At 66.4% G+C, this 20,252-nt stretch carries 14 protein-coding genes; 3 read left to right on the forward strand and 11 right to left on the reverse strand.

Annotated features, from left to right (window positions below; all coding sequences use genetic code 11):
* Nucleotides 1-119: 119 nt before the first annotated feature.
* From ABWP09_RS00865 to ABWP09_RS00905, 9 genes are all read right to left on the reverse strand, one after another.
* Nucleotides 120-1,259: an aromatic ring-hydroxylating oxygenase subunit alpha gene (locus ABWP09_RS00865; protein ID WP_353203279.1), complete on the reverse strand. Its 1,140-nt coding sequence runs from the start codon at nt 1,257-1,259 to the stop codon at nt 120-122.
* A 7-nt stretch (nt 1,260-1,266) separates the two neighbouring features.
* Nucleotides 1,267-2,661, reverse strand: a complete 1,395-nt coding sequence (locus ABWP09_RS00870; protein ID WP_353203280.1) for a M20/M25/M40 family metallo-hydrolase — start codon at nt 2,659-2,661, stop codon at nt 1,267-1,269.
* Nucleotides 2,662-2,754: 93 nt separating this feature from the next.
* Nucleotides 2,755-5,853 (reverse strand): efflux RND transporter permease subunit, encoded by a 3,099-nt coding sequence (locus ABWP09_RS00875; protein ID WP_353203281.1) that lies wholly within the window; start codon nt 5,851-5,853, stop codon nt 2,755-2,757.
* Nucleotides 5,854-6,035: 182 nt separating this feature from the next.
* On the reverse strand, nt 6,036-7,010 hold the full coding sequence (locus tag ABWP09_RS00880) for a DUF2891 domain-containing protein (RefSeq protein ID WP_502959738.1): 975 nt from the start codon (nt 7,008-7,010) through the stop codon (nt 6,036-6,038).
* Nucleotides 7,010-7,951: a DUF979 domain-containing protein gene (locus ABWP09_RS00885; RefSeq protein ID WP_353203310.1), complete on the reverse strand. Its 942-nt coding sequence runs from the start codon at nt 7,949-7,951 to the stop codon at nt 7,010-7,012. The genes ABWP09_RS00880 and ABWP09_RS00885 overlap by 1 nt, the downstream gene beginning before the upstream one ends.
* Nucleotides 7,948-8,601: a DUF969 domain-containing protein gene (locus tag ABWP09_RS00890; protein ID WP_353203283.1), complete on the reverse strand. Its 654-nt coding sequence runs from the start codon at nt 8,599-8,601 to the stop codon at nt 7,948-7,950. Before ABWP09_RS00890 ends, ABWP09_RS00885 begins: the two co-directional genes overlap by 4 nt.
* Nucleotides 8,601-12,155 carry a hydantoinase B/oxoprolinase family protein gene (locus ABWP09_RS00895; protein WP_353203284.1) on the reverse strand — a complete coding sequence of 1,185 codons (3,555 nt, stop codon included), beginning with the start codon at nt 12,153-12,155 and terminating at the stop codon, nt 8,601-8,603. The genes ABWP09_RS00890 and ABWP09_RS00895 overlap by 1 nt, the downstream gene beginning before the upstream one ends.
* 8 nt (nt 12,156-12,163) lie before the next feature.
* Nucleotides 12,164-13,441, reverse strand: a complete 1,278-nt coding sequence (locus ABWP09_RS00900; RefSeq protein WP_353203285.1) for an acetamidase/formamidase family protein — start codon at nt 13,439-13,441, stop codon at nt 12,164-12,166.
* A gap of 15 nt (nt 13,442-13,456) precedes the next feature.
* Complete coding sequence (locus ABWP09_RS00905; RefSeq protein ID WP_353203286.1) at nt 13,457-14,593, reverse strand: M42 family metallopeptidase; 1,137 nt, start codon at nt 14,591-14,593, stop codon at nt 13,457-13,459.
* 204 nt (nt 14,594-14,797) lie between these two features.
* On the opposite strand from ABWP09_RS00905, the gene ABWP09_RS00910 reads away from it, so the two are divergent.
* The 3 genes from ABWP09_RS00910 (at nt 14,798) to ABWP09_RS00920 (ending at nt 18,090) form a co-directional block, all read left to right on the forward strand.
* Entirely contained in the window at nt 14,798-15,799 is a 1,002-nt protein-coding gene (locus tag ABWP09_RS00910) for a YHYH protein (RefSeq protein WP_353203287.1), read from the forward strand.
* 195 nt (nt 15,800-15,994) lie between these two features.
* Complete coding sequence (locus tag ABWP09_RS00915; protein ID WP_353203288.1) at nt 15,995-16,984, forward strand: YHYH protein; 990 nt, start codon at nt 15,995-15,997, stop codon at nt 16,982-16,984.
* On the forward strand, nt 16,981-18,090 hold the full coding sequence (locus tag ABWP09_RS00920) for a HupE/UreJ family protein (RefSeq protein ID WP_353203289.1): 1,110 nt from the start codon (nt 16,981-16,983) through the stop codon (nt 18,088-18,090). The genes ABWP09_RS00915 and ABWP09_RS00920 overlap by 4 nt, the downstream gene beginning before the upstream one ends.
* 4 nt (nt 18,091-18,094) lie before the next feature.
* Here the strand turns inward: ABWP09_RS00920 and ABWP09_RS00925 are convergent, their stop codons facing one another.
* Both ABWP09_RS00925 and ABWP09_RS00930 read right to left on the reverse strand, forming a co-directional pair.
* Entirely contained in the window at nt 18,095-18,772 is a 678-nt protein-coding gene (locus tag ABWP09_RS00925) for a response regulator (RefSeq protein WP_353203290.1), read from the reverse strand.
* A complete protein-coding gene (locus tag ABWP09_RS00930) occupies nt 18,769-20,250 on the reverse strand; it encodes an ATP-binding protein (RefSeq protein WP_353203291.1) in 1,482 nt (493 codons plus the stop codon). Before ABWP09_RS00930 ends, ABWP09_RS00925 begins: the two co-directional genes overlap by 4 nt.
* Nucleotides 20,251-20,252 lie beyond the last annotated feature (2 nt).

Below are 20,252 nucleotides of genomic sequence, written 5' to 3' on the forward strand. Positions count from 1 at the left end.
GGGAGGGTCTTCTTCTTCCTCGACGCGCGAAAGAAGAAGACCCTCACCGACTACGACTAGGGCCGCCTGAAGAAGGCGACCCAAGTCTCCATTGCCTCTCCCGCGAAAGCGGGAGAGGGTTACCGCCTGCTCCACCCAGCCGCCGGCGCGCGGTGGAGCCGCGCTTCGGGGATGCGCTCGCGGATTTTGCGCGCGAAACTGCGCAAGCACACTTCGCTCGTACCGATCGGTCCGGCGGTGTAGCTCTTCGACGCCATCCCCTGCTGGACGCGTTCGATCAGCCACGTATCCTCGGCATTGACGACGCGGTTGATGCGGCCATTGGCGTAGCGCACGAGCTTCATCTCACGCCGGTCATCCGGCAGCGCGAACGCCCTTTCGCGCAACACGCACGTCGTTGGTGTCAGCGGCAGCCACTGCATGAAATCGATCTGATCGGCGTAGAGGTCGAACGCCATGTTGGGCCACAGCTTGAAATAGAGCCACAGCCGCTGATTGTCCTTGGGCAAATGCGGCGCAAGCGGCAAATGCGTCTGGTAGAAGCGCTCCCAGAGATTGTCCGACGGACGATCGACGATCCGCCCCGACATCTTGTCGACCCACGGTTCGGCTTCAATCGCATAGCTTTTGCCGAACAGCCGCGTCAGCCCGTCATGCGCGACCGGGATATGGAGGTTGTCCGAATAGTTATCGCCGACATTCTTCCAGTTCACCGCCCGCTCGCGCCGCCGCAACGGGCTGATCGTGCGCATCTCCGCAAAGCGATACGGCGCGATCTCCGCGTCATACGGTGCCATCATCGCGGCGACCGACGGCCCGTCGCCTTCGAGCCGGACGAACACGAACCCGCGCCATAGCTCAAGTTCGACCGGTGCCAGCCCGTTCTGCTCAAGCTCGAGTGCCGGATAATCGCGGCGCATCGGCACGCCCGACAACCGCCCGTCGGTCTCATAGGTCCAGGCGTGATACGGGCAAACCAGCTTCCTGGCGCAGCCGCTCGGCCCGTCGACCAGCCGCATCGCGCGGTGGCGGCAGACATTGGCAAACGCGCGCAACACGCCATCATCGCCGCGCACGACCACGACGCTCTCGCCGATATAATCGAGCGTGTGAAAATCGCCGGGATCGGCGACATCATTCTGGTGGCAGACGATCTGCCATGACGGACGGATCACGCGCTCGGTCTCGACCGCGAAATATTCGGGGTCGGTATAGAGCCAGCCGGGCAAGCTCCAATCGGCGTCGGGATCGTCCGCCACGCTGCGCTTATTTCGACAGATCGGTGAACAGCGACCGATAATATTGGATCCCGGGCGCGATGTTGCTGATCGGGGTGCGTTCATTCAGCCCATGGCTGAAATCCTGCGATTCCTTGCTGAAGGTCGGGCTCGCGCCATAGCTCGCGACATGGTGATAGCGGAACCACATGCTGTCGCTCGCGCCCGAGGATTGCGCCGGGAACACCGGCACGCCCGGATAGACCTTGCCCATTGCGCGGTTCACCGCTGCCAGGAAATCGGGGCGCAGCGGCGATGCGTCATTGGCGACCGACCCTTCGGTAACGTCGCTAAACGTCACACCGGAATCGCCCACTGCTTGCGCCAGCTCGGCCATGATCTCGGCGGGCTTGTGGCCGGGGAAGATGCGGCAATTGATGTTGGCGGTGGCGCGCTGCGGCAGCGCGTTTTCGGCATGGCCGCCGCTGACCAGCGTCGGCACGCAGGTCGTGCCGATCCGCCCGACCGTCCCGGGATTGGCGACGAGCGTGGCGATCGCGGCTTCATCCGACGGGTTGGCGACGAACGCCTTCATCGCCGCGCCGATCGCGGGTTCCTCATAGGGTGCCGCCTTGGCGAGCGCCTCGCGCGTCAGCGGGCTGAGCTCGGGCTTGAAGCGATAGCGGCCGATCTTGTCGAGCGCGCGCGACAGCTCGACGATCGCGTTGACCGGGCGCGGCGCCGAGGAATGGCCGCCGGGGTTGGTGACGGTCAGCCGGAAATCGGCATAGGTCTTCTCCGCACCCTGCCATGTCCAGTACTTCGGCTTGCCCGTTTCCTCGTCGAGCACGCCGCCGCCGCCATCGATGTTGAGCACGATATCGGCATCTTTCAGCCGCTCGGCGATCAGGCCCGAGGTCTTCATCACTGTTTCTTCGTCGCCCGAGAATTCGATGATGATCGTGCGCTTCGGCTTATAGCCGGAGCGGCGCAGATCGACCAGCGCGGCGATCGCGGTCGTGCCGTCGAGCTTCATGTCGCTCGCGCCGCGTCCGAACAGATAGCCGTTTTCGACGATCGCAGTGAACGGGTCGCGCTGCCAATCGGACGGCTTTGCCTCGACCACGTCCATATGCCCGGAAATGACGAGCGGCTTCAGCTTGGGATCGCTGCCGCGCCACGTGCCGATCAGATAGGCGGTATCGTCGACGGGCACAATTTCGACATCGGCATCGGCAAACCCGCCTGCGACCAAAGCGGATTTATAGAGCGCGGCGACTTGCGGCGTCTGATTGCCCGGCCCGCGGACCGAACGCAGCGCGATTGCCTTCTTGGCGAGATCGAGCGCCTGGTCCGCGGCGATGGTCGGTGCAGCGACGGCCTGGGCCAACGCCGGTACCGCAAGCCCGCAGCCCATCATCATAACGCTTACAAGGGCTCGCATCGCACTCTCCATTCGGTATCGGAGATCCTGCGTAACCGTTGGGCGCGCTGGCGGCAATCGTTCGCAACGGAACAGCCCCAGACCACCGCCCCCTCAGCCCGGAGCGCCCAAGGCGGCATGGCCGCTCACCGGTGCCGGAAGCCCGTCGTCGCCCGGGCGATAGGTCAGCAGACGCCGACCGATGCGTGGGCCAATCCAGCGCTCGATCCCCATCGCCAGGCTGAAGCTTGCCGGCACGATCACCAGCGTCAGCACGGTCGAGAGCAGCAGCCCGCCGATCACGGTCACACCCATCGGCGCACGCCACGATCCGTCGCCGCTGAGCGACAGCGCAGTCGGGATCATGCCCGCGACCATCGCCACCGTCGTCATGACGATCGGTTGCGCGCGCTTATGCCCCGCATCAAGAATTGCGGTGGTCGGCTCGACCCCCTGGGACATCTCCTCGAGCGCGAAGTCGATCAGCAGGATCGAGTTCTTGGCGACGATGCCGAGCAGCATCAGCATTCCGATCAACACCGGCATCGAGATCGGATCGCCGGCGATCAGCAAGGCCAGCAACCCGCCGAGCGGCGCGAGCAGCAGCGAGCCGAGATTGACGAACGGCGCCAGGAAACGGCGGTAGAGCAGCACCAGGACCGCGAACACGAGCAAGATGCCCGACACGACCGCGACGAAGAAATTGTTGATCATCTCGGTCTCGAACTTCTGCTGGCCCAGCGTCAGTTTGGAGACGCCGATCGGCAGCGCCTGCATGATCGGCAGCGCGTTGATCTGGTCCATCGCGGTACTGCTGACGATACCGGGCGCGCGGTCGGCGCCGACCGTGACCTTGCGCTGCTGCGCGACGCGCTCGATCTTGGTGGCGCCCGCACCAAAGCTGATATCGGCGACGAGGCTGAGCGGCACCGATCCGCCACTCGCGGTCTGGATTGGCAGGTTGCGGATCGTCGCAAGGCGCGCACGCGCGCTTTCGTCGAGCGCGACGCGGATCGGGATCTGGCGGTCGCTCAGCGAAAATTTTGCGCTGTTCTGGTCGATGTCGCCCAGCGTCGCGACGCGGATCGCGCTCGACAGCGCAGCGGTCGTCACGCCCATGCTGGCGGCAAGATCCAGATGCGGCTTGATGACGATCTCGGGTCGCTGCAAATCGCCGGCGATGCGCGGCGCGGTGATGCTCGACAGATGCGACATTTGTTCGGCGAGCGTAATCGCGGTCCGACGGAGCAATTCTGGGTCGGAGCCGGCAAGCGTGATCGACAGATCGCGTCCACTACTCCCGCCATTGTTCGAGCGGAACGAGACGCGCGCATCGGCGATCTGCGCGAGTTGTGGTGCCAGCGCGCTTTCGAACGCCTTGCTGGTCTGCGCTTTCTTGGGCTTGAAGATCGCGGTCACCCGGCCGTTGCCGACGCTCGCGCGTTGATAGGTCGATTCGACGTCAGGCTGCCGCTGCAACAAGGTCGCGACTTGATTGACCACCGCTTGCGTCTGCGCGAGCGTGGTGCCCGGCACCATTTCGATCGTCGCGGTCGAGGCATCACTGTCCTGATCGGGCTGGAAGGTCATCGGCAGCGCGCCCGCGCACACGACGGTCAGCGCCAGTGCGCCCATCCCGCCGACCACCGCCGACCAGCGGTGCAGCAAGGTCCAGCGCAGCACCGCCATATAGACGTTCATGACCGGCCCCTCGCCATGCGCGCGATGCCCTTCCGCCTTGAGGAAATACGCCGCGATCATCGGCGTGATCAGGCGCGCGACGGCGAGGCTCATCAGCACTGCAACGACGACGGTCAGCCCGAAATTCTTGAAGAATTGCCCCGAAATGCCGGGCATCAGGCCTACGGGTAAGAACACCGCGACGATCGCCATCGTGGTGGCAAGCACCGCGAGGCCGATCTCGTCGGCGGCGTCGATCGCGGCCTGATACGCCGATTTGCCCATCCGCATGTGCCGCACGATATTCTCGATCTCGACGATCGCATCATCGACCAGCACGCCGGCCACAAGGCTGAGCGCGAGCAGACTGATCCCATTGAGCGTGAAGCCCATCAGATCCATGAACCAGAAGGTCGGGATCGCCGAGAGCGGGATGGCGAGCGCCGAGATGACGGTCGAGCGCCAGTCGCGCAGGAACACGAACACCACGATCACCGCGAGCACCGCGCCCTCGATCATCGTGTCGATCGCCGAATGATATTGCAGCTCGGTATATTTGACCTGGTTGAAGATCAGCTCGAAATGAACCTTGGGGTAGCGCTGCTCCAGCGCGGCGAGCTTCGCCTCGGCGCCGTGGAACACGCTGACGTCGGAGCCGCCCTTGGCGCGCTGAAAATCGAAGCTCAGCACCGACCGGCCATTGAGCGCCGAGGCGGAACGCTGCTCGGCATAGAGATCGCGGATCTGCGCGATGTCGGCGAGCTTGACCGTGCGGTTCGCCCCGAGCGAAATCTGCGTTTGCCCGAGCGTGTAGGCGGTGTTCGCATTGCCGAGCACGCGCACCGCCTGTTCGGAGCCGCCGATCTGCGCCCGCCCGCCCGCCGCATTGAGATTGACGAGGCGAAGTTGCTGGTTAACCGCGCCCGCGGTGATGCCCTGCGCCTGCAACTTGACCGGATCGAGAATCACCCGGATCTCGCGATTGACCCCGCCATTGCGGTCGACATGCGCCATGCCGGGCACCGACAGCAATTCCTTGGTCACGGTGTTGTCGATGTACCAGCTGAGTTCCTCGATCGTCATATCGGTGCCGATCGCGGCGTAGCTCGCCAGATCGTTGCCGGTGGTATTGGCGCGCTCGATCTGCGGCTCAAGGATGCCGTCGGGCAAGTCGCTGCGGACTTGCTGCACGGCACCGCGCACATCCTCAACCGCGCGATCGATCGGCGTGCCGATCGCCAGCTGAATGACGGTGGTCGATTGGCCTTCGGACACGGTCGAATTGATTTCGTCGATGCCAGCGAGACTCCGCACCGCCGCTTCGATCTTGAGCGTGACCTGATTCTCGAGCTCGCTTGGCGCGGCGCCCGGTTGGCTGACCGAGACGATCACGATCGGGAAATCGATGTCGGGATTGTCGTTCACTTGCATCCGCGCGAAGCTGACCAGGCCCGCCACGGTGAGCATTGCGAACAGCACGAGCGACGGGATCGGATTGCGGATCGACCAGGCCGAGATGTTGCGAAAGCTCATGGCCGCACCGTGCGAACTGCGCTGTCGCCGACGCTGCGCAAGCGCCGGTGGCATGGTGTTCGGGACACTGTAACGGGACGCATCGCTCGACTCTCGACAGCTTATCTGATGACAAGTGCTTTAGTGTATTACGCCGATAACACATAGCGATTTTTGCAGTATCGAGTGTCGCGATGAGTCCGTCAGCCGGTCAGCGCGAGCAGGGCGAACGTCGCCAGCCAGTGTTCCCCCATATAATCGTCGGCCAGATGCGGCAGCGCGGCGTGAAGATGCGCCTGCGCGATCGCATGAGCCGACGCCGGATCGGGCAAATCGTCGGCAAGGCGCTGCCAGCACCACGCGCGCGCCAGATTCAAGCCGTCGAGATGCGCGAGGCGACCGTCGCTGCGATCGGTAACGATCGCAGGCGTGCGCAGGCAAGCGGTCGGCGCGCCATATGGATCGGGCAGGAATCCGCCGAGCCAGGCGCGGAAATCCGCACCCAGCACCGCCTGCATCAGCACCGCTTCGCACAAGGTGGCGGACAGAAAATCCTCGCCGCTCGGCTCCCACGGGCGCGCAGCGCGGTCCGCGCCGAACCAGAATTTCGCGCGCGCCTCGATCAATCCAGCAAGCGCCGTGTCATGCGTTCGCGCCCAGCGCAGCGCGTGGATCAGCGCGAACGCGGTGCTGTCATGCTTGCCGCTGCGCACCGGATAAGCGAGCTTGGGCAGATAAGCGGCAAGGCGCGCGGCGAAGGCGCGGGCGAGCGGTTCCAGCGCGGCGGCCCATGGCTGATCGGGCCGCAACGCGAGTTCATCGTGCAAGGCGAGCAGCCAGCCCCAGCCATAGGGGCGTTCGAACCCGCCGGTCATCGGTCGATCGAGATAGGCGACTTCGCCCGCCACCCGCTGCGGCACCAGCATCCGGTCCGCCAGCGCTTCGATCGCGGCGGTCTGGTCGATCGCGGGGAACAGCCGGGCAAGCCGCATCACTTGCCACCAGCCATGCACGCAACTGTGCCAATCGAAGCTGCCATGGAAGATCGGATGGAGCGTAGCGGGGAGCGCGAGGTCGGACGGGCCATTGAGGACCTGATCGAGCTTGTACGGCCATTCGCGCGTCAAATGGCCGAGCGTCAGCGCAGCGAACCGCTCGGCAGTGGCAGTATCAAGCATCATCGAAATCCCAGCCAGTACAGCAAAGCGATATTCACCGCGAGAAGCGGCAGCGCGGTCGGCACCTGTGCGCGGATCACCGCGCTTTTGTCTTTCAGCTCAAGCAAGGCGGCTGGCACCAGATTGAAGTTCGCCGCCATCGGCGTCATCAGCGTACCGCAGAAGCCGGCAAGCATCCCAAGCGCCGCGATCACCGCCGGGTCACCGTGATGGCGTCCGATCAGCAGCGGCATTGCAACCGCGGCGAACATCACCGGGAAGGCCGCGAAGGCATTGCCCATCACCATCGTGAACGCCGCCATGCCCAGCGCATAGACGAGCACCGCGCCGATCAGGCTGCCAGCGGGGATCGCGGTGCCGGCAATGCCGCCGACGACTTGCCCGACACCGGAGAGCGCGAACACCGCGCCGAGGCTCGCCAGCATTTGCGGCAGCACCGCCGCCCAGCCGACGCCGTCCATCAGGCGCAGCCCTTCGGCAAAGGGCGTGGCGGGGCGTGGCCGGAACCAGGCATAGCCGATCGCCAGCGCGAGCAGCACGCCGCAGGTGAGCGCCACCAGCGTGCTTTGCTTGGGATCGACCAGCGCGGGCATGGCCTTGAAGGCAAGCGTGCCGAGCAGCGCGGTCGCGGGGATCACCAAGGCCGGCAGGAACAGCCGATTGCCGCGGCTGACCGCCTCGGCCTGGCGTTCAACGGCGCCGGTGGTGCCGCGCGCGCCGCGCCCCATTGCGCCGGTGCCCGCGATGGCGACCAAGCCCAGCACCAGCACGCCATTGCCGAGATCGCCGATCCGGTCCCCCAACAGGAAGCTGACGCTCAAAAGCGCGTAGAAACCGGCATTGCCGAAGCGCTTGGCATTGCTGCGGTCGGTCGCGCTCAGCCATGCGAAGCCTGCGAACATCAGCCCGGCGACGGTGTAGATGAAATTGGTGCCGATCATGCCGCGCGCGCCAGTCGGCGATCGAGCCACAACAGCCGTCCGCCATGGATCAACAGCGCCGCGATCGCGGTCGGAATCGCCCAGAGCGACAGATGCAGCGGCTGAATGACGATGCCATAGCCCTCCAGCACGCCCTTCATCAGCAGGATCGATCCGATCGCGATGAAGATGTCCTCGCCAAAGAACAGCCCGATATTGTCGGTCGCAGCGGCGAGCGCCGGGATCGCGTCGCCGCCCGGCGGTACGCCCTGCCGCTCCGCCGCCGCCTCGGCCATCGGTGCGACCAGCGGGCGCACGCTCTGCGCTGGCCCCGCGATCGAGGTCAGGCCGAGCGCCGATGTGATTTGCCGGAACAGCAAATAGCCGAGCAACAGCCGCCCGACCGTCGCGCCGCGCAAGCCCGCGATTGCGCCGCGCGCGCGCTCCTGCAGCCCGTAGCGTTCGAGCAGGGCGATGACCGGCAACACGATGTAAATCGCGCTGACATAGCGGTTGGTATTGAACGCCTTGCCAAACGCGGCGAGGATCGCAAGCGGATCGATTCCGGCGGCAAGGCCGGTTACCAGCGCCGACACCGCGACGACGAGCAACGGGTTGAAGCGCAACAGGAAGCCCGCGACGATCACCGCGATCCCGGCCAGAACGAGCATCAAGCGCCTCCGAATCCGCCGCCGCCGGGCGTTGCGATCACGAACACGTCGCCCGCACGCATGTCCACTTTCGCCGTCGACCCAAGCTGTTCGACCGATCCGTCGGCGCGTTCGACGCGGGCCGCGCCGACGTCCCCGGCCGCACCACCGCCCAATCCGAACGGCGGCACGCGGCGACGATTGGCGAGGATGCAGGCGGTCATGTCGGACAGGAACCGCACCCGTCGAAGGCCGCCATCGCCGCCCTTATGCGCCCCCGCGCCGCCGGACCCTGCGCGGATTGAGAATGCCTCGAGCAGCACGGGAAAGCGCGTCTCGAAGATTTCCGGGTCGGTCAGGCGGCTGTTGGTCATGTGCGTCTGGATGACCGCCGTACCGTCATAGCGCGGCCCGGCCCCCGATCCCCCGGCGATCGTCTCATAATATTGGTACGTATCGTCGCCGAAGGTGAAGTTGTTCATCGTGCCCTGGCTCGCCGCCATTGCGCCGAGCGCGCCGAACACGGCATCGGTGACGACCTGGCTCGTTTCGACATTGCCCGCCACCACTGCCGCCGGGAAGCGCGGATTGAGCATCGATCCTTCGGGCACGCGGATCGTCACGCCGCGCAGGCATCCGTCGTTGAGCGGTACATCTTCGTCGAGCAGCACGCGCAGGACATACAGCATTGCGGCGCGGACGATCGAGACCGGCGCGTTGAAATTGTTCGGGCGCTGATCGCTGGTCCCGGCGAAATCGACCGTCATGGTTTGCCTTGCGCGATCGATCCGGATCGCGACCCGGACGACCGCGCCGTCGTCCATTTCATAGGCGAAGGCGCCGTCATCGAGCCGCGCGATCAAGCGCCGTGTCGCCGCATCGGCATTGGCCTGGACATGCTCCATATACGCGCTGACAACCTCCGCGCCATAGTCGCCGGCGATCCGCGCCAGGCCCGCCGCGCCGCGCGTGCAGGCGGCAAGCTGTGCGGCGAGATCGGCGATATTCTGGTCGATGTTGCGCGCCGGATAGGGCCCGCTGGCGAACAGCGCGCGGAGCTCGGCTTCGCGCAAACGTCCCTCGTCCATCACCAGCACATCGTCGAGCAATACCCCTTCCTGCTCGACCGAGATGCTGTCGGGCGGCATCGATCCGGGCGTGATCCCGCCGACATCGGCATGGTGGCCGCGCGCGGCGACAAACCAGGCGGGCGTGGTGCCGTGGTCGGTGAAGACCGGCATGATGACGGTGATATCGGGCAAATGCGTACCGCCGCGATACGGCGCGTTGAGCGCATAAGCGTCGCCGCGGCGGATGCCCCTACCGTCTTTGGGTCCGTCGGCCTTGCCCCCCCGCGCGTCGATGATCGTACGGATGCTCTCCCCCATCGAACCGAGATGCACCGGGATATGCGGCGCATTGGCGACGAGATTGCCGGCCGCGTCGAACACAGCGCACGAGAAATCGAGCCGCTCGCGAATGTTGACCGAGGCGGCGGAGCGTTGCAGCGCGGCGCCCATCTCCTCGGCGATGCTCATGAACAATCCGGCGAAGATCGCGAGCCGGGCGGGATCGCTTTCGGTGCCGACGCTGGCGATGCTTCGAGCGGCGACACGGTCGAGGATCAGATTGCCGATCGCATCGACGCGCGCACGCCAGCCGGGTTCGACGACCGTCGTCGCCATCGGATCGATCATCAGCGCCGGGCCGTCGACCGCGTGACCGGCAGGCAGCCCATCGCGTGCCAGCACCGGCGTGTCGTGCCAAGCGCCGGCCATATGAACGGGCACGATGGCGCGCGGTGCAGCGGGATGATCGGGCAAATCGACCAGCGTCGTTTCGATCGGTGCGCTTGCCGCGACCGCTTCGGCAACGAGGCGATCGACGATCAAGGCTTGCGTGCTCGCGAAACCGAACTGCGCCACATGCGCCACGTCGAACGCGGCGGTCATTGCGCGGGTGTCGGCGAAGTCGAGTTCGATCGTATGTTCGGTGTGCCCGCGCCGCAGGTGGACACGCAGCTCGACGACGATAGTCTCGCTCGCCACGCCTTGCGCCACCAAAGCCTGCTGCGCTTCCTCCGCCAACGCATCAAAAGCGGCTTCGATCGCAGCGCGATGCTCGATCCCCGCGCCCAGCGTCCGCTCGCGCAGCACGCGCCGATCGGCCAGCCCCATGCCATACGCCGAAAGAACCCCGGCAAGCGGGTGGATCAGCACCTGATCCATCCCCAGCGCATCGGCGACCAGGCAGGCGTGCTGCCCGCCAGCACCACCGAAACAGGCGAGCGTGTAGCGGGTGACATCGTGCCCGCGCGCGACCGAAATCTTGCGGATCGCATTGGCCATGTTCGCGACCGCGACCGCGACGAAGCCTTCGGCGGCGGCATAGGGATCGAGCGGCAATTCGGCGAAGCGCGCCGCCACTGCAGCGGGATCGAGCGGCTGATCGCCCTGCGCACCAAACAAAGCGGGGAAGAAGTCGGGGCGCAGCTTGCCGAGCATCACATTGCAGTCGGTGACGGTCAGCGGCCCGCCACGGCGGTAACAGGCCGGCCCCGGCACCGCCCCGGCGCTCTCCGGCCCGACCAGCAAGCGCTGCCCGTCGAAGCGGCAGATCGAACCGCCGCCCGCCGCGACGGTGTGGATGCGCAACATCGGCGCACGGATGCGGGCCCCTGCGATCAGCGTCTCGGTATCGCGTTCATAGCTGCCGGCATAATGCGACACGTCGGTCGAGGTGCCGCCCATGTCGAACCCGATGATTCGGTCGAAACCCGCTTCACGCGCGGTCGCCGCCATGCCGACAATTCCCCCGGCCGGCCCCGACAGGATCGCATCCTTGCCGCGAAAGCTCGCGCCATCGACGAGGCCGCCCGACGATTGCATGAACAGCGCGTTCTGGCCGAGCGCCGCGCGCAGCCCCGCGACATACCGATCGAGTACCGGCGACAGATAGGCATCGACCAGCGTCGTATCGCCGCGACCGATCAGCTTGATCAGCGGCGCGACGCGGTGGCTGACCGAAATCTGCGTAAAGCCGATCTCGCCCGCAAGATCGGCCAGCGCCGCCTCATGCGCGGTAAAGCGATAGCCGTGCATCAGGACGATGGCGATCGAGCGGAAACCGGCAGCATGGGCCGCCTGCAAGCCGGGCCGCGCCGCGTCACGGTCGAGCGGGGTCAACACAGCGCCATCCGCCGCGATCCGCTCGTCAATCTCCACGACGTGCGCGAACAGCGGCGCCGGGCGCGCCAGATCACGCGCGAAAATGTCGGCGCGCTCCTGATGGCCGATCACCAGCGCATCGCCGAAGCCGCGCGTGATCGCCAGAACGGTCGGCGCGCCCTTGCGCTCGAGCAGCGCATTGGTCGCAACGGTCGTGCCGATCCGCAGTTCGAGCGGCTCGTCCGCGCCCCCGGTCAACCGCCGGATCGCCTCGACCGCAGCATCGGCATAGCGTTCGGGGTCTTCGGACAGCAATTTGGCGGTAAGCACTGCGCCGCACGGCTTGCGCGCCACGACATCGGTGAAGGTACCGCCGCGATCGATCCAGAACTGCCATGGTACCATCATTCCGTCTCTCACTTCCGCAGGTGCGGATCAAGCCGGCGTTCCATTTGGTCAGACGACGAAAAGCGCCGCGGCACGCGCCATCTTGCCGATCCCGCTGGGCGGCGACACACCGCGAGCGACCGGTCTATACCCCGCGCACCCGATAAACCCGTTGCGCGCCAGCAAGCCGCTGCTTGAACAGCGCCTTGCGAAGACCAACCCTGAGCAGCCGCCCGACGAGGTAGCGCGTGGCGAGAATCGCGGCGAACACGGCGTCGTCCCCATCGGGGCGTCGAGCATTGCACCTGAAACAACGCTTTTTTCAGGACGACATGAACCCCTTTGTTCCGGTCAACGAGTTCGGTGATTTCGACGTCCCCGGCAACGCTCATCAGCATGTACGCGTCATCGCGCGACATGCCTTTCACTGACACCAGGAAATCGAGCATGTTGCGCAGCGCCTTGCGCGTCGCGTTGCTGAGATCGTCGTCAAACCCCATCGCGATATAGGCGTCCGGCGTTTCGGCGCGCGGGTACGGCGCCTTGACGCCCTTGTGCAGAACGAACTCGAGCGTACCCACCAGCGAGGTCTCCAGCGCGGTGATATCGACTTCGCCATTGCCCTGCGCGGCATGCCCGTCGCCGACCTGGAACAAGGCGCCCGTCGCATGGACCGGCAGGAACAGCGTCGTCCCCGCGACCAGCGCCTTATCATCCATATTGCCACCATTGATGCTCGGCGGCGCCGAATCGTACCGGCCGAACGCCAGCGGTGGCGCCACCCCCATGCTGCCGAAGAACGGGTGAAGCGGCACCGCGATGCCGGGCGCGAAGGCCGCCATCATGCGTGTCTTGTCGAGCGGAACGATCTTGATCCGTGAATACGGGAAGTCGTCGGTCAGGAAACCGGCACCATAGCCAAATGCATTATAGGCATACGGGATCGCCAGATCGATCTTGCGAATCCGCACCTCCAGCGTGTCGCCGGGTTCGGCGCCTTCGATCGCGATCGGGCCAGTCAGGATATGCCCACCCGGACCGCGGCTGGCGGCGGGGACGCCGTCGAACACCGCGCGCAACGCCGGCTCAACGTCCTGCGGCGCGACGCCGGCCTTTTCGAGCCGCGCCGGGCTGCTGGTCAGCAGCGTGTGGACGATCACCGTGTCGCCCGAGCGGATCGTCAACACAGGCTTGTCGGTTGCATCATAATGCCCCCACGCGACGGTTTGCGGCGTCGCCGGGAGATCGTAAGTCTTGGCCGATACAGGTGCGGAAATGATCAGGCTGACGAGGATAAGGACGCGCATCTAAATACCTGCCTGTTAGTTTTTGGGCGTAAAATCACGCAATTCCGCCACGGTCTTGGCATCGAGCCGCTGGATCAGCGCGACCACCAGATCGACCATGCCGTCGAAATCGGCGCGATCGATGATGCCGTTATGTGCATGGGTGTAGCGCGCCGGGACCACCAGATTGACCGTCGGCACGCCGCCCGCAGTCGCCTGGATCGCCGCGCTGTCGTCGCCATAACCCTGCACCAGATCGCTTTGCAGCGGAATCCGTTTCGCCGCCGCCACGTCGCGCACGAGCGCGACCATCTTGCGGTTCGGCAGCGTACTGCTGTCGTAGAGGAAGATGCCGGGCCCGGCGCCGAGCGCCGCCTGCGTCTCCTCGGGGTTGCGGCCGGGGCTGTCACCGGCGATCCCACCTTCGATCGCGATGCCGATATCGGGCTTGATCAGGTCCGACGCAGTTCGCGCACCGCGCAGCCCGACTTCTTCCTGCACGGTCGCAGCGACGAACAGGCGGTTGGGATGACCGCTCGCCGCGAGCCGCCGCAACGCTTCGAGCACGACAGCGCAGCCGACGCGGTCATCCCACGCCTTGCCCAAGTAGCGGCCCCCCGGCAGCGCCACGAACGGCGCGTCGGGCACCACCGGATCGCCCGCGCTGAGCCCGAGTTTCGCGACATCGGCAGCGCTGCGCGCGCCGACGTCGAGATAAAGCGAATCGCGCGGGAAGACCTTCCCCCGCTCCTCAGTCGGCACGACATGGATATCGCGGATCCCCGTCACCGCATGGACCGGCCCCTTGCTGCCGATGATGATCCAGCGCTGATCGGGCAGTGCCTGATCGAGCCAGCCGCCGAGCATCTGCATCGACAGAAAGCCAGTCGGGGTGACGCGCCGGACCACGCCGCCAAGTTCGTCCATATGCGCGTCGAGCATGATCTTGGGACCGCTCGACCCGTGTGCGGCGATCACCGAGCCAACGCCGTCATAGCTGATCTGGTCGGTCGATGCCTTCATCTCGCGCACCATGATTGCGCGCACCGCCTCCTCGAAGCCCGACGGCCCCGGCGCATCGGCCAGTTCGCCAAGCAACCGCTCGGTGCGATCCTGCGCGAAAGCCGGCATGGCGGTGGCCGCGAGCACAATCGCAAGCAGGGATCGGGACATTCGTCGCATTCGATAATCCTTTGAAGGAAGGACACGGTGTTAAGCGCAATCGCCGCCTGGGCAATGTTGTTTATTGGCCGCGCATCAGGCCAATCGCGCTTCCGACGGCTGGCGGAACCCAACATCCCCGGCGCTCCGGACGCCCATAGTGGCTCCACAATGCGCGTTTAACCCAGCGTTGAACGCAAGAACGGGAGCGCTGCGATGTCGAAAGTCTACAGCCACTTGGGATCGATGACGGGACTGGCGTTGCTCCTCAGCCTTAGCGGGTGCGGCGCGAGCGGCGGCACGACGGGCACCGTCGCGGTCGTTTCGCCCACCCCAACACCGACATCCACACCGAGCCCGACGCCGACGCCGACGCCGACGCCGACATCGGGTTCGACCAGCACGGCGTCGATCCTGTGCCCCTATAGCCAGAGCACGCCCAACATCACGCTGACGACCGGCGTCACCGCGACCAGCACGTCCTCTTGGACGTGCTCATCGACGACCCGGACACTGACCGCCAATGGCGTGCCGAACCACCAGATCGGCACCTTCCCCAATTCGGGCAACCCCAATACACCGACCGTCCAGAACGTCAGCTTTTCGGCGACGCTCGCGCCCACGCTGGCGAGCAGCAACAACGCGTCGCGGTCGCTCGGCTATGCGCTGAACGGCGTGAAATTCGATCCCGGCACCGGCGGCAGTTGCCCGAGCACCGCGACCAAAGCATCGGATTGCACCGCGATCGGCGCCGGAACCTATTCGCTTGAAGCGTTGCAGAGTTTCTTCGATTTCGGTGTCGACAGCAACAATGCGCATGTGCAACCCGGCGGTATCTATCATTATCACGGCATGCCCGAGGGTGTTCTGACGGCAGCCGGCGTCAGCAGCGCCGCGCAGCGGATGTTGCTGATCGGCTGGGCACCCGATGGCTACCCGATCTACGCCCGTTACGGCTATAGCGTCGCGACGAGTGCGCTGAAAGTGATCAAGGGCAGCTACGCCGTCGACACCGTCGCCGATGCGGGGCGCCCGTCCGCTGCCAATATTCCGCTCGGCACCTTCGTCAGCGACTGGAATTATGTCGCAGGCTCGGGCGATCTCGATGATTGCAACGGGCGCTTCGGCGTGACGCCCGAGTTCCCGAGCGGAATCTATCATTACTACGCCACCGACACGTATCCATATCTGCCGCGCTGCTTCAAAGGCACGTTCTAAATGCTTGCCAAGGCGGATCGGCGGAGTCTTCAGCTCGTGCTGATCGGATTTGGCCTGGCCGGCACATCGACGATCCTCGCCCAGACGCGCGGCGACGACGCGGGACCGCGGCCAAGGCCGCCGATCGAAGCCTTGGCTGCATGCAAAGCCAAAACCGAGGGCGCGAGGTGCAGCGTCGGGAGGGCCGGTGGTCCAATGGACGATGGGACATGCCATGCACCGCCCGGCCTGCAACTGGCTTGCGTGCCACGCTACGGGCCTCCCGGCGGCGGCCCTCCGCCACGATCCGAGCAGGGCGCCGCGATCCCGGCGACGGCCGCCGATACCCGCACGACGCTTTGCGCGCTCCAGTCCAAGGGCACCAATGGCTCAGCCGGACTGCCGTTCGAAGCCCGCTGGCGCTGCAGCGCGGACGCCCGCACGCTGGTTGCCAACGGGGTACCGGATCATCCGGTGGGGGCGTTTCCCAATGCGGGCAATCCGAACCCGCTCGCTGCGCAATCGGTGCGGTTTTCGACCACGCTGACCCCCGTGGTGCACGCCGGGTCGGGCGCGTTCGTCAAGGTTGCGGGCTATGCGCTGAACGGGATCAAGTTCGATCCGGGTACCGCGCAAAGCTGCGACACGCGCTGCGCCGATCGTGGCGCGGGTCGTGGCAATCCATGGCGGATCGAGGCGCTGGGCCAGCCATTCTTCGCCTTCGGGGTCGATGCCAGCCACGCGCACGTTCAGCCCGGCGGTGCCTATCATTATCACGGCGTGCCAGAGGGCATGCTGAACGCCGCCGCACGCGCGGGGCGCGCGATGGCGCTGATCGGCTGGGCAGTCGATGGCTATCCGATCTATGCGCGGTTCGGCCATGCCGACGCGACATCGCTCGCCAGCCCGCTGCGCGCGATGCGGCCGAGTTACCGGCTGAAAACGCGGCCCGATGCCGGACGGCCGCGCGTCGACTTCGCGCCGATGGGGACCTTCACGCAAGATTATGAATTCGTCGCGGGGCTCGGCGATCTCGACCAATGCAATGGCCGCCGCGACGTGACGCCGGAATTCCCGCGCGGCATCTATCACTATTACGCCACCGATGGCTTTCCCTTCATCCAGCGCTGCGTGAAGGGCACGCCCGCGCGCGTGGCCGATGATGGTCCGCCGCCGTTCGGCGGCTTTGCGAGGCCGCGCTGGTGATTTGGCGATTTGCCCTTTTCCTCCTCGGGCTGGCCGGGCTGGTCGTCGGTGCCGACGCGCATTTGCTGCCCGCGCAGACGGCGACGATGAATGTGGTCGGCAACACCGCCTATTGCGTCGTGTCGGTCCCGGTATCCGCTCTAAAAGGCATCGACGACGATGGCAGCGGTGGTGCATCGCAAAGCGAGATCGCCCGCCATTCGCGCGACATCGCGCTGCAATTCGCGCGGCATTTCACGGTGTCCGCCGATGGCGCCGCAGGCACGCCGCTGATGACGATGGCCTGGTCCCCGCAAACCGAAGGGCCGGCCGCCGACAGTGATTATATCGTCGTGCTGCATAGCGTGCGCTTCGCGGCCGCGCCGCACAGCCCGATCGTCGCCACCGACCTGTTCGGCACGCGTAGCGGCGAAGGCCAGATGACGATCACCGCCAAGCGCGACAAGCGCGAGAATACCGCCGAGGTCGCGATCCTGCGCCCGGGTGCTGCGGAACACAGCTTCTTTCGCGGCGGCTTTGCGACCTTCGCCGATTTCGTCCGGATCGGGATCGAGCATATCCTGACAGGGCCCGATCATTTGCTGTTCCTGCTGACCGTCATCGTCGCGGCGGCCGGCTGGCGCTATTGGCTGAGCGTGGTGACGAGCTTCACGGTCGCGCACAGCATTACGCTGACGCTGGCGGCGCTTGGCGCGGTGCGCGTGTCGCCCGCGATCGTCGAGCCGGGAATCGCCGCGAGTATCATCCTGATGGCGGTGCTCAACTTGTGGCGCGGCGGGCATGGCAGTCCGGCCGAAGCGCGGGCGCGCGTCGCGATCGTGTTCGCCTGTGGCTTGCTCCACGGCCTCGGCTTCGCGTCGGCGATCGGCGCGATGGCCGCCGACGGCGCGCACCGGCTGGCGACGCTGGCCGGGTTCAATATCGGGATCGAGCTGGGGCAGTTCGCGTTTCTCGGCGCGGTGCTGGCGCTCGCGACGCTTGTTCGACGGATCGTGACCGTGCCGTCCACGCTTGCCCTGCCGCGCCTCGCATCGGTGACGGCGGCGATCCTCGGCGCGGTGATGCTGGTCGCGCGCGTGCTGCCGGTGCTGCCCGACGTGGGATAGCGCCCTACCCGTCGAACCGATATCCCACGCCGTACACCGACGCCACGCATGCTGCGCCGGGCTCCACGGTCGCGATCTTGCGGCGGATGTTTTTCATGTGGCTGTCGATCGCGCGATCGCCGCTGTCGAGCGCACGGGTGCCCAACCGATCGAGCAACTGGTCGCGCGTGAACACGCGGCCGGGGCTGCGCATCAGCGCCGCGAGGATGCGAAATTCGGACGGGCTGAGATCGAGCCAGGTCCCGCGCCATGCGACACGCTGTCCGTCCTCATCGATCACCCACGGCAAGGCCGACGCATCGCGCGTCACCCGACCCTCGGCCCGGCGGATCATCGCGTTGACCCGCGCCATGACCTCGCGCGCGGCAAACGGCTTGCAGACATAATCGTCGGCCCCGCCATCAAGCCCGGCCAAACGATCGGCCTCCTCGACCCGAGCGGTCAGCATCAGGATCGGCACCGCGCTGAACGCGCGCACCGCGGCGCAGATCGCCATCCCGTCCACCCCCGGTAGTCCGAGATCGAGGATCATCGCGGCGGGCGGCTCGGCGCGGACAGCCGCCACCACCGCGCGGCCATCGGGAAACACCCGCGCGCCATAGTCCCCGGCGCGCAGATAATCGGCAAGCACCGCGGCGATCTTCGGGTCGTCCTCGACCACGAAGACGGTGCGGATCGTCATGCCGCGACCACGCGCGGCAAATCGATCCGGATCGCCAGGCCGCCGAGCGACGATGGCGCAGCAACGATCGTGCCGCCATGCGCGCGCACGATCGCCTCGCTGACCGCCAGCCCCAGCCCGCTGCCCCCCGACACCCGGCTCCGCGCGGCATCGAGCCGGTAGAGCGGCGCGAACAGCGCCTCCAGATGCTCGGGCGGGACGCCGGGGGCGCTATCCTCGACGGTCACTTGCAGATGCGTACCCACCGCTGCCAGCACGACGCGCACCTGTCCCGGCGCATCGGTGTAGCGCAGCGCATTGGTCAGCACATTGGCGAGCAATTGCTCGATCCGCGCGACATCCCATCGCACGGAAGGATCGGGATCGCCCACAGTCTCGAAGGTCAGCGCAATCCCCGCCGCCCTGGCCTGCGTGCCAAATCGCGCGATCGTCTTCGCACAGATCGCGACGGCGTCCGCAGGGACGAAGCGGCATGGCTGGCCCGACAGATCGGTCATTGCGAGGAAATGCAAATCCTCGATCAGGCCGCTCAGCCGCTTCGCCTCCTCGTTGAGCGACGCGACCGCTGCCGGATCGAGCGGACGCACGCCATCCTCGAGCGCGTCGAGCTCGCCGCGGATCGCCGACAAAGGCGTGCGCAATTCATGGCTGACCTCGGCCAGCCAGCGTCGCCGCGCGGTATCGAGCCGGGCAAGGCTCTCCGCCATGCGGTTCACGTTCCGCGCGACATCGTCGACCTCGTCTTCGCCGTGGCTCGGCAAGCGATAGCCGAAATCGCCGCCGGCAATCGCATCGGTCGCGATCTTGAGGCGGCCGAGCCGCCGCGCCCCCAGCCGTGCCAGCCCCCAGGCGGCCAAGGCACCAAGCGCGGTCAGCAAGGCGGCGAGCCACAGCGCGCCGTAATATTGGCTGGTAAGAAACCGCGCCTCGACCCCGCCGGGAATCGGCGCGCGCGGGATGAGCTGGGCAAGTGCGACCGTCTTTCCCGCGCTGCGGATCGGCCGCGTCGCGCCCCGATCGGCGGGAAAAGTCGCCGCTCCGGGCGGCCCGGCGATCACGCGGTGCGCCGCGTCGAACAGGATCAACCGCGCGCCAAACTCCTCGGGCGGCGGCGGCAGGCGGCCGTCCGGACCGCGCCGCGGCGGCGGCAGCGGGCGCCCGTCCGGCCCCGGCGGCGGGCCCATGCCGGGCGGCGGGCGACCAGGGCGGGGCGGGCGCCCTTGCGCTGCGGCGAAGTCTCCCAACAGGCCACCAAGCGTCACCCGCCCTGCCTGCAACGCGGGCGCGCCACCGCTTGCAGCGATCTTCCGCCCCGCCAGATCGACAAACAGTTCGAGCTCTTCGGTGTCGCGCGCCGCGAGATAACCGTCAAAGCCACGCTGCAAGTTGAGCGCCATGACCGCCGCCATCGACAGCACCGCGACGAGGACGCTGGCCGTGATCAGAATGAACAGCTGTTGGAACAGGCGAATGCGCATGC

This window comes from Sphingomonas sp. (assembly GCF_040398505.1).
Taxonomy (GTDB): domain Bacteria; phylum Pseudomonadota; class Alphaproteobacteria; order Sphingomonadales; family Sphingomonadaceae; genus Sphingomonas.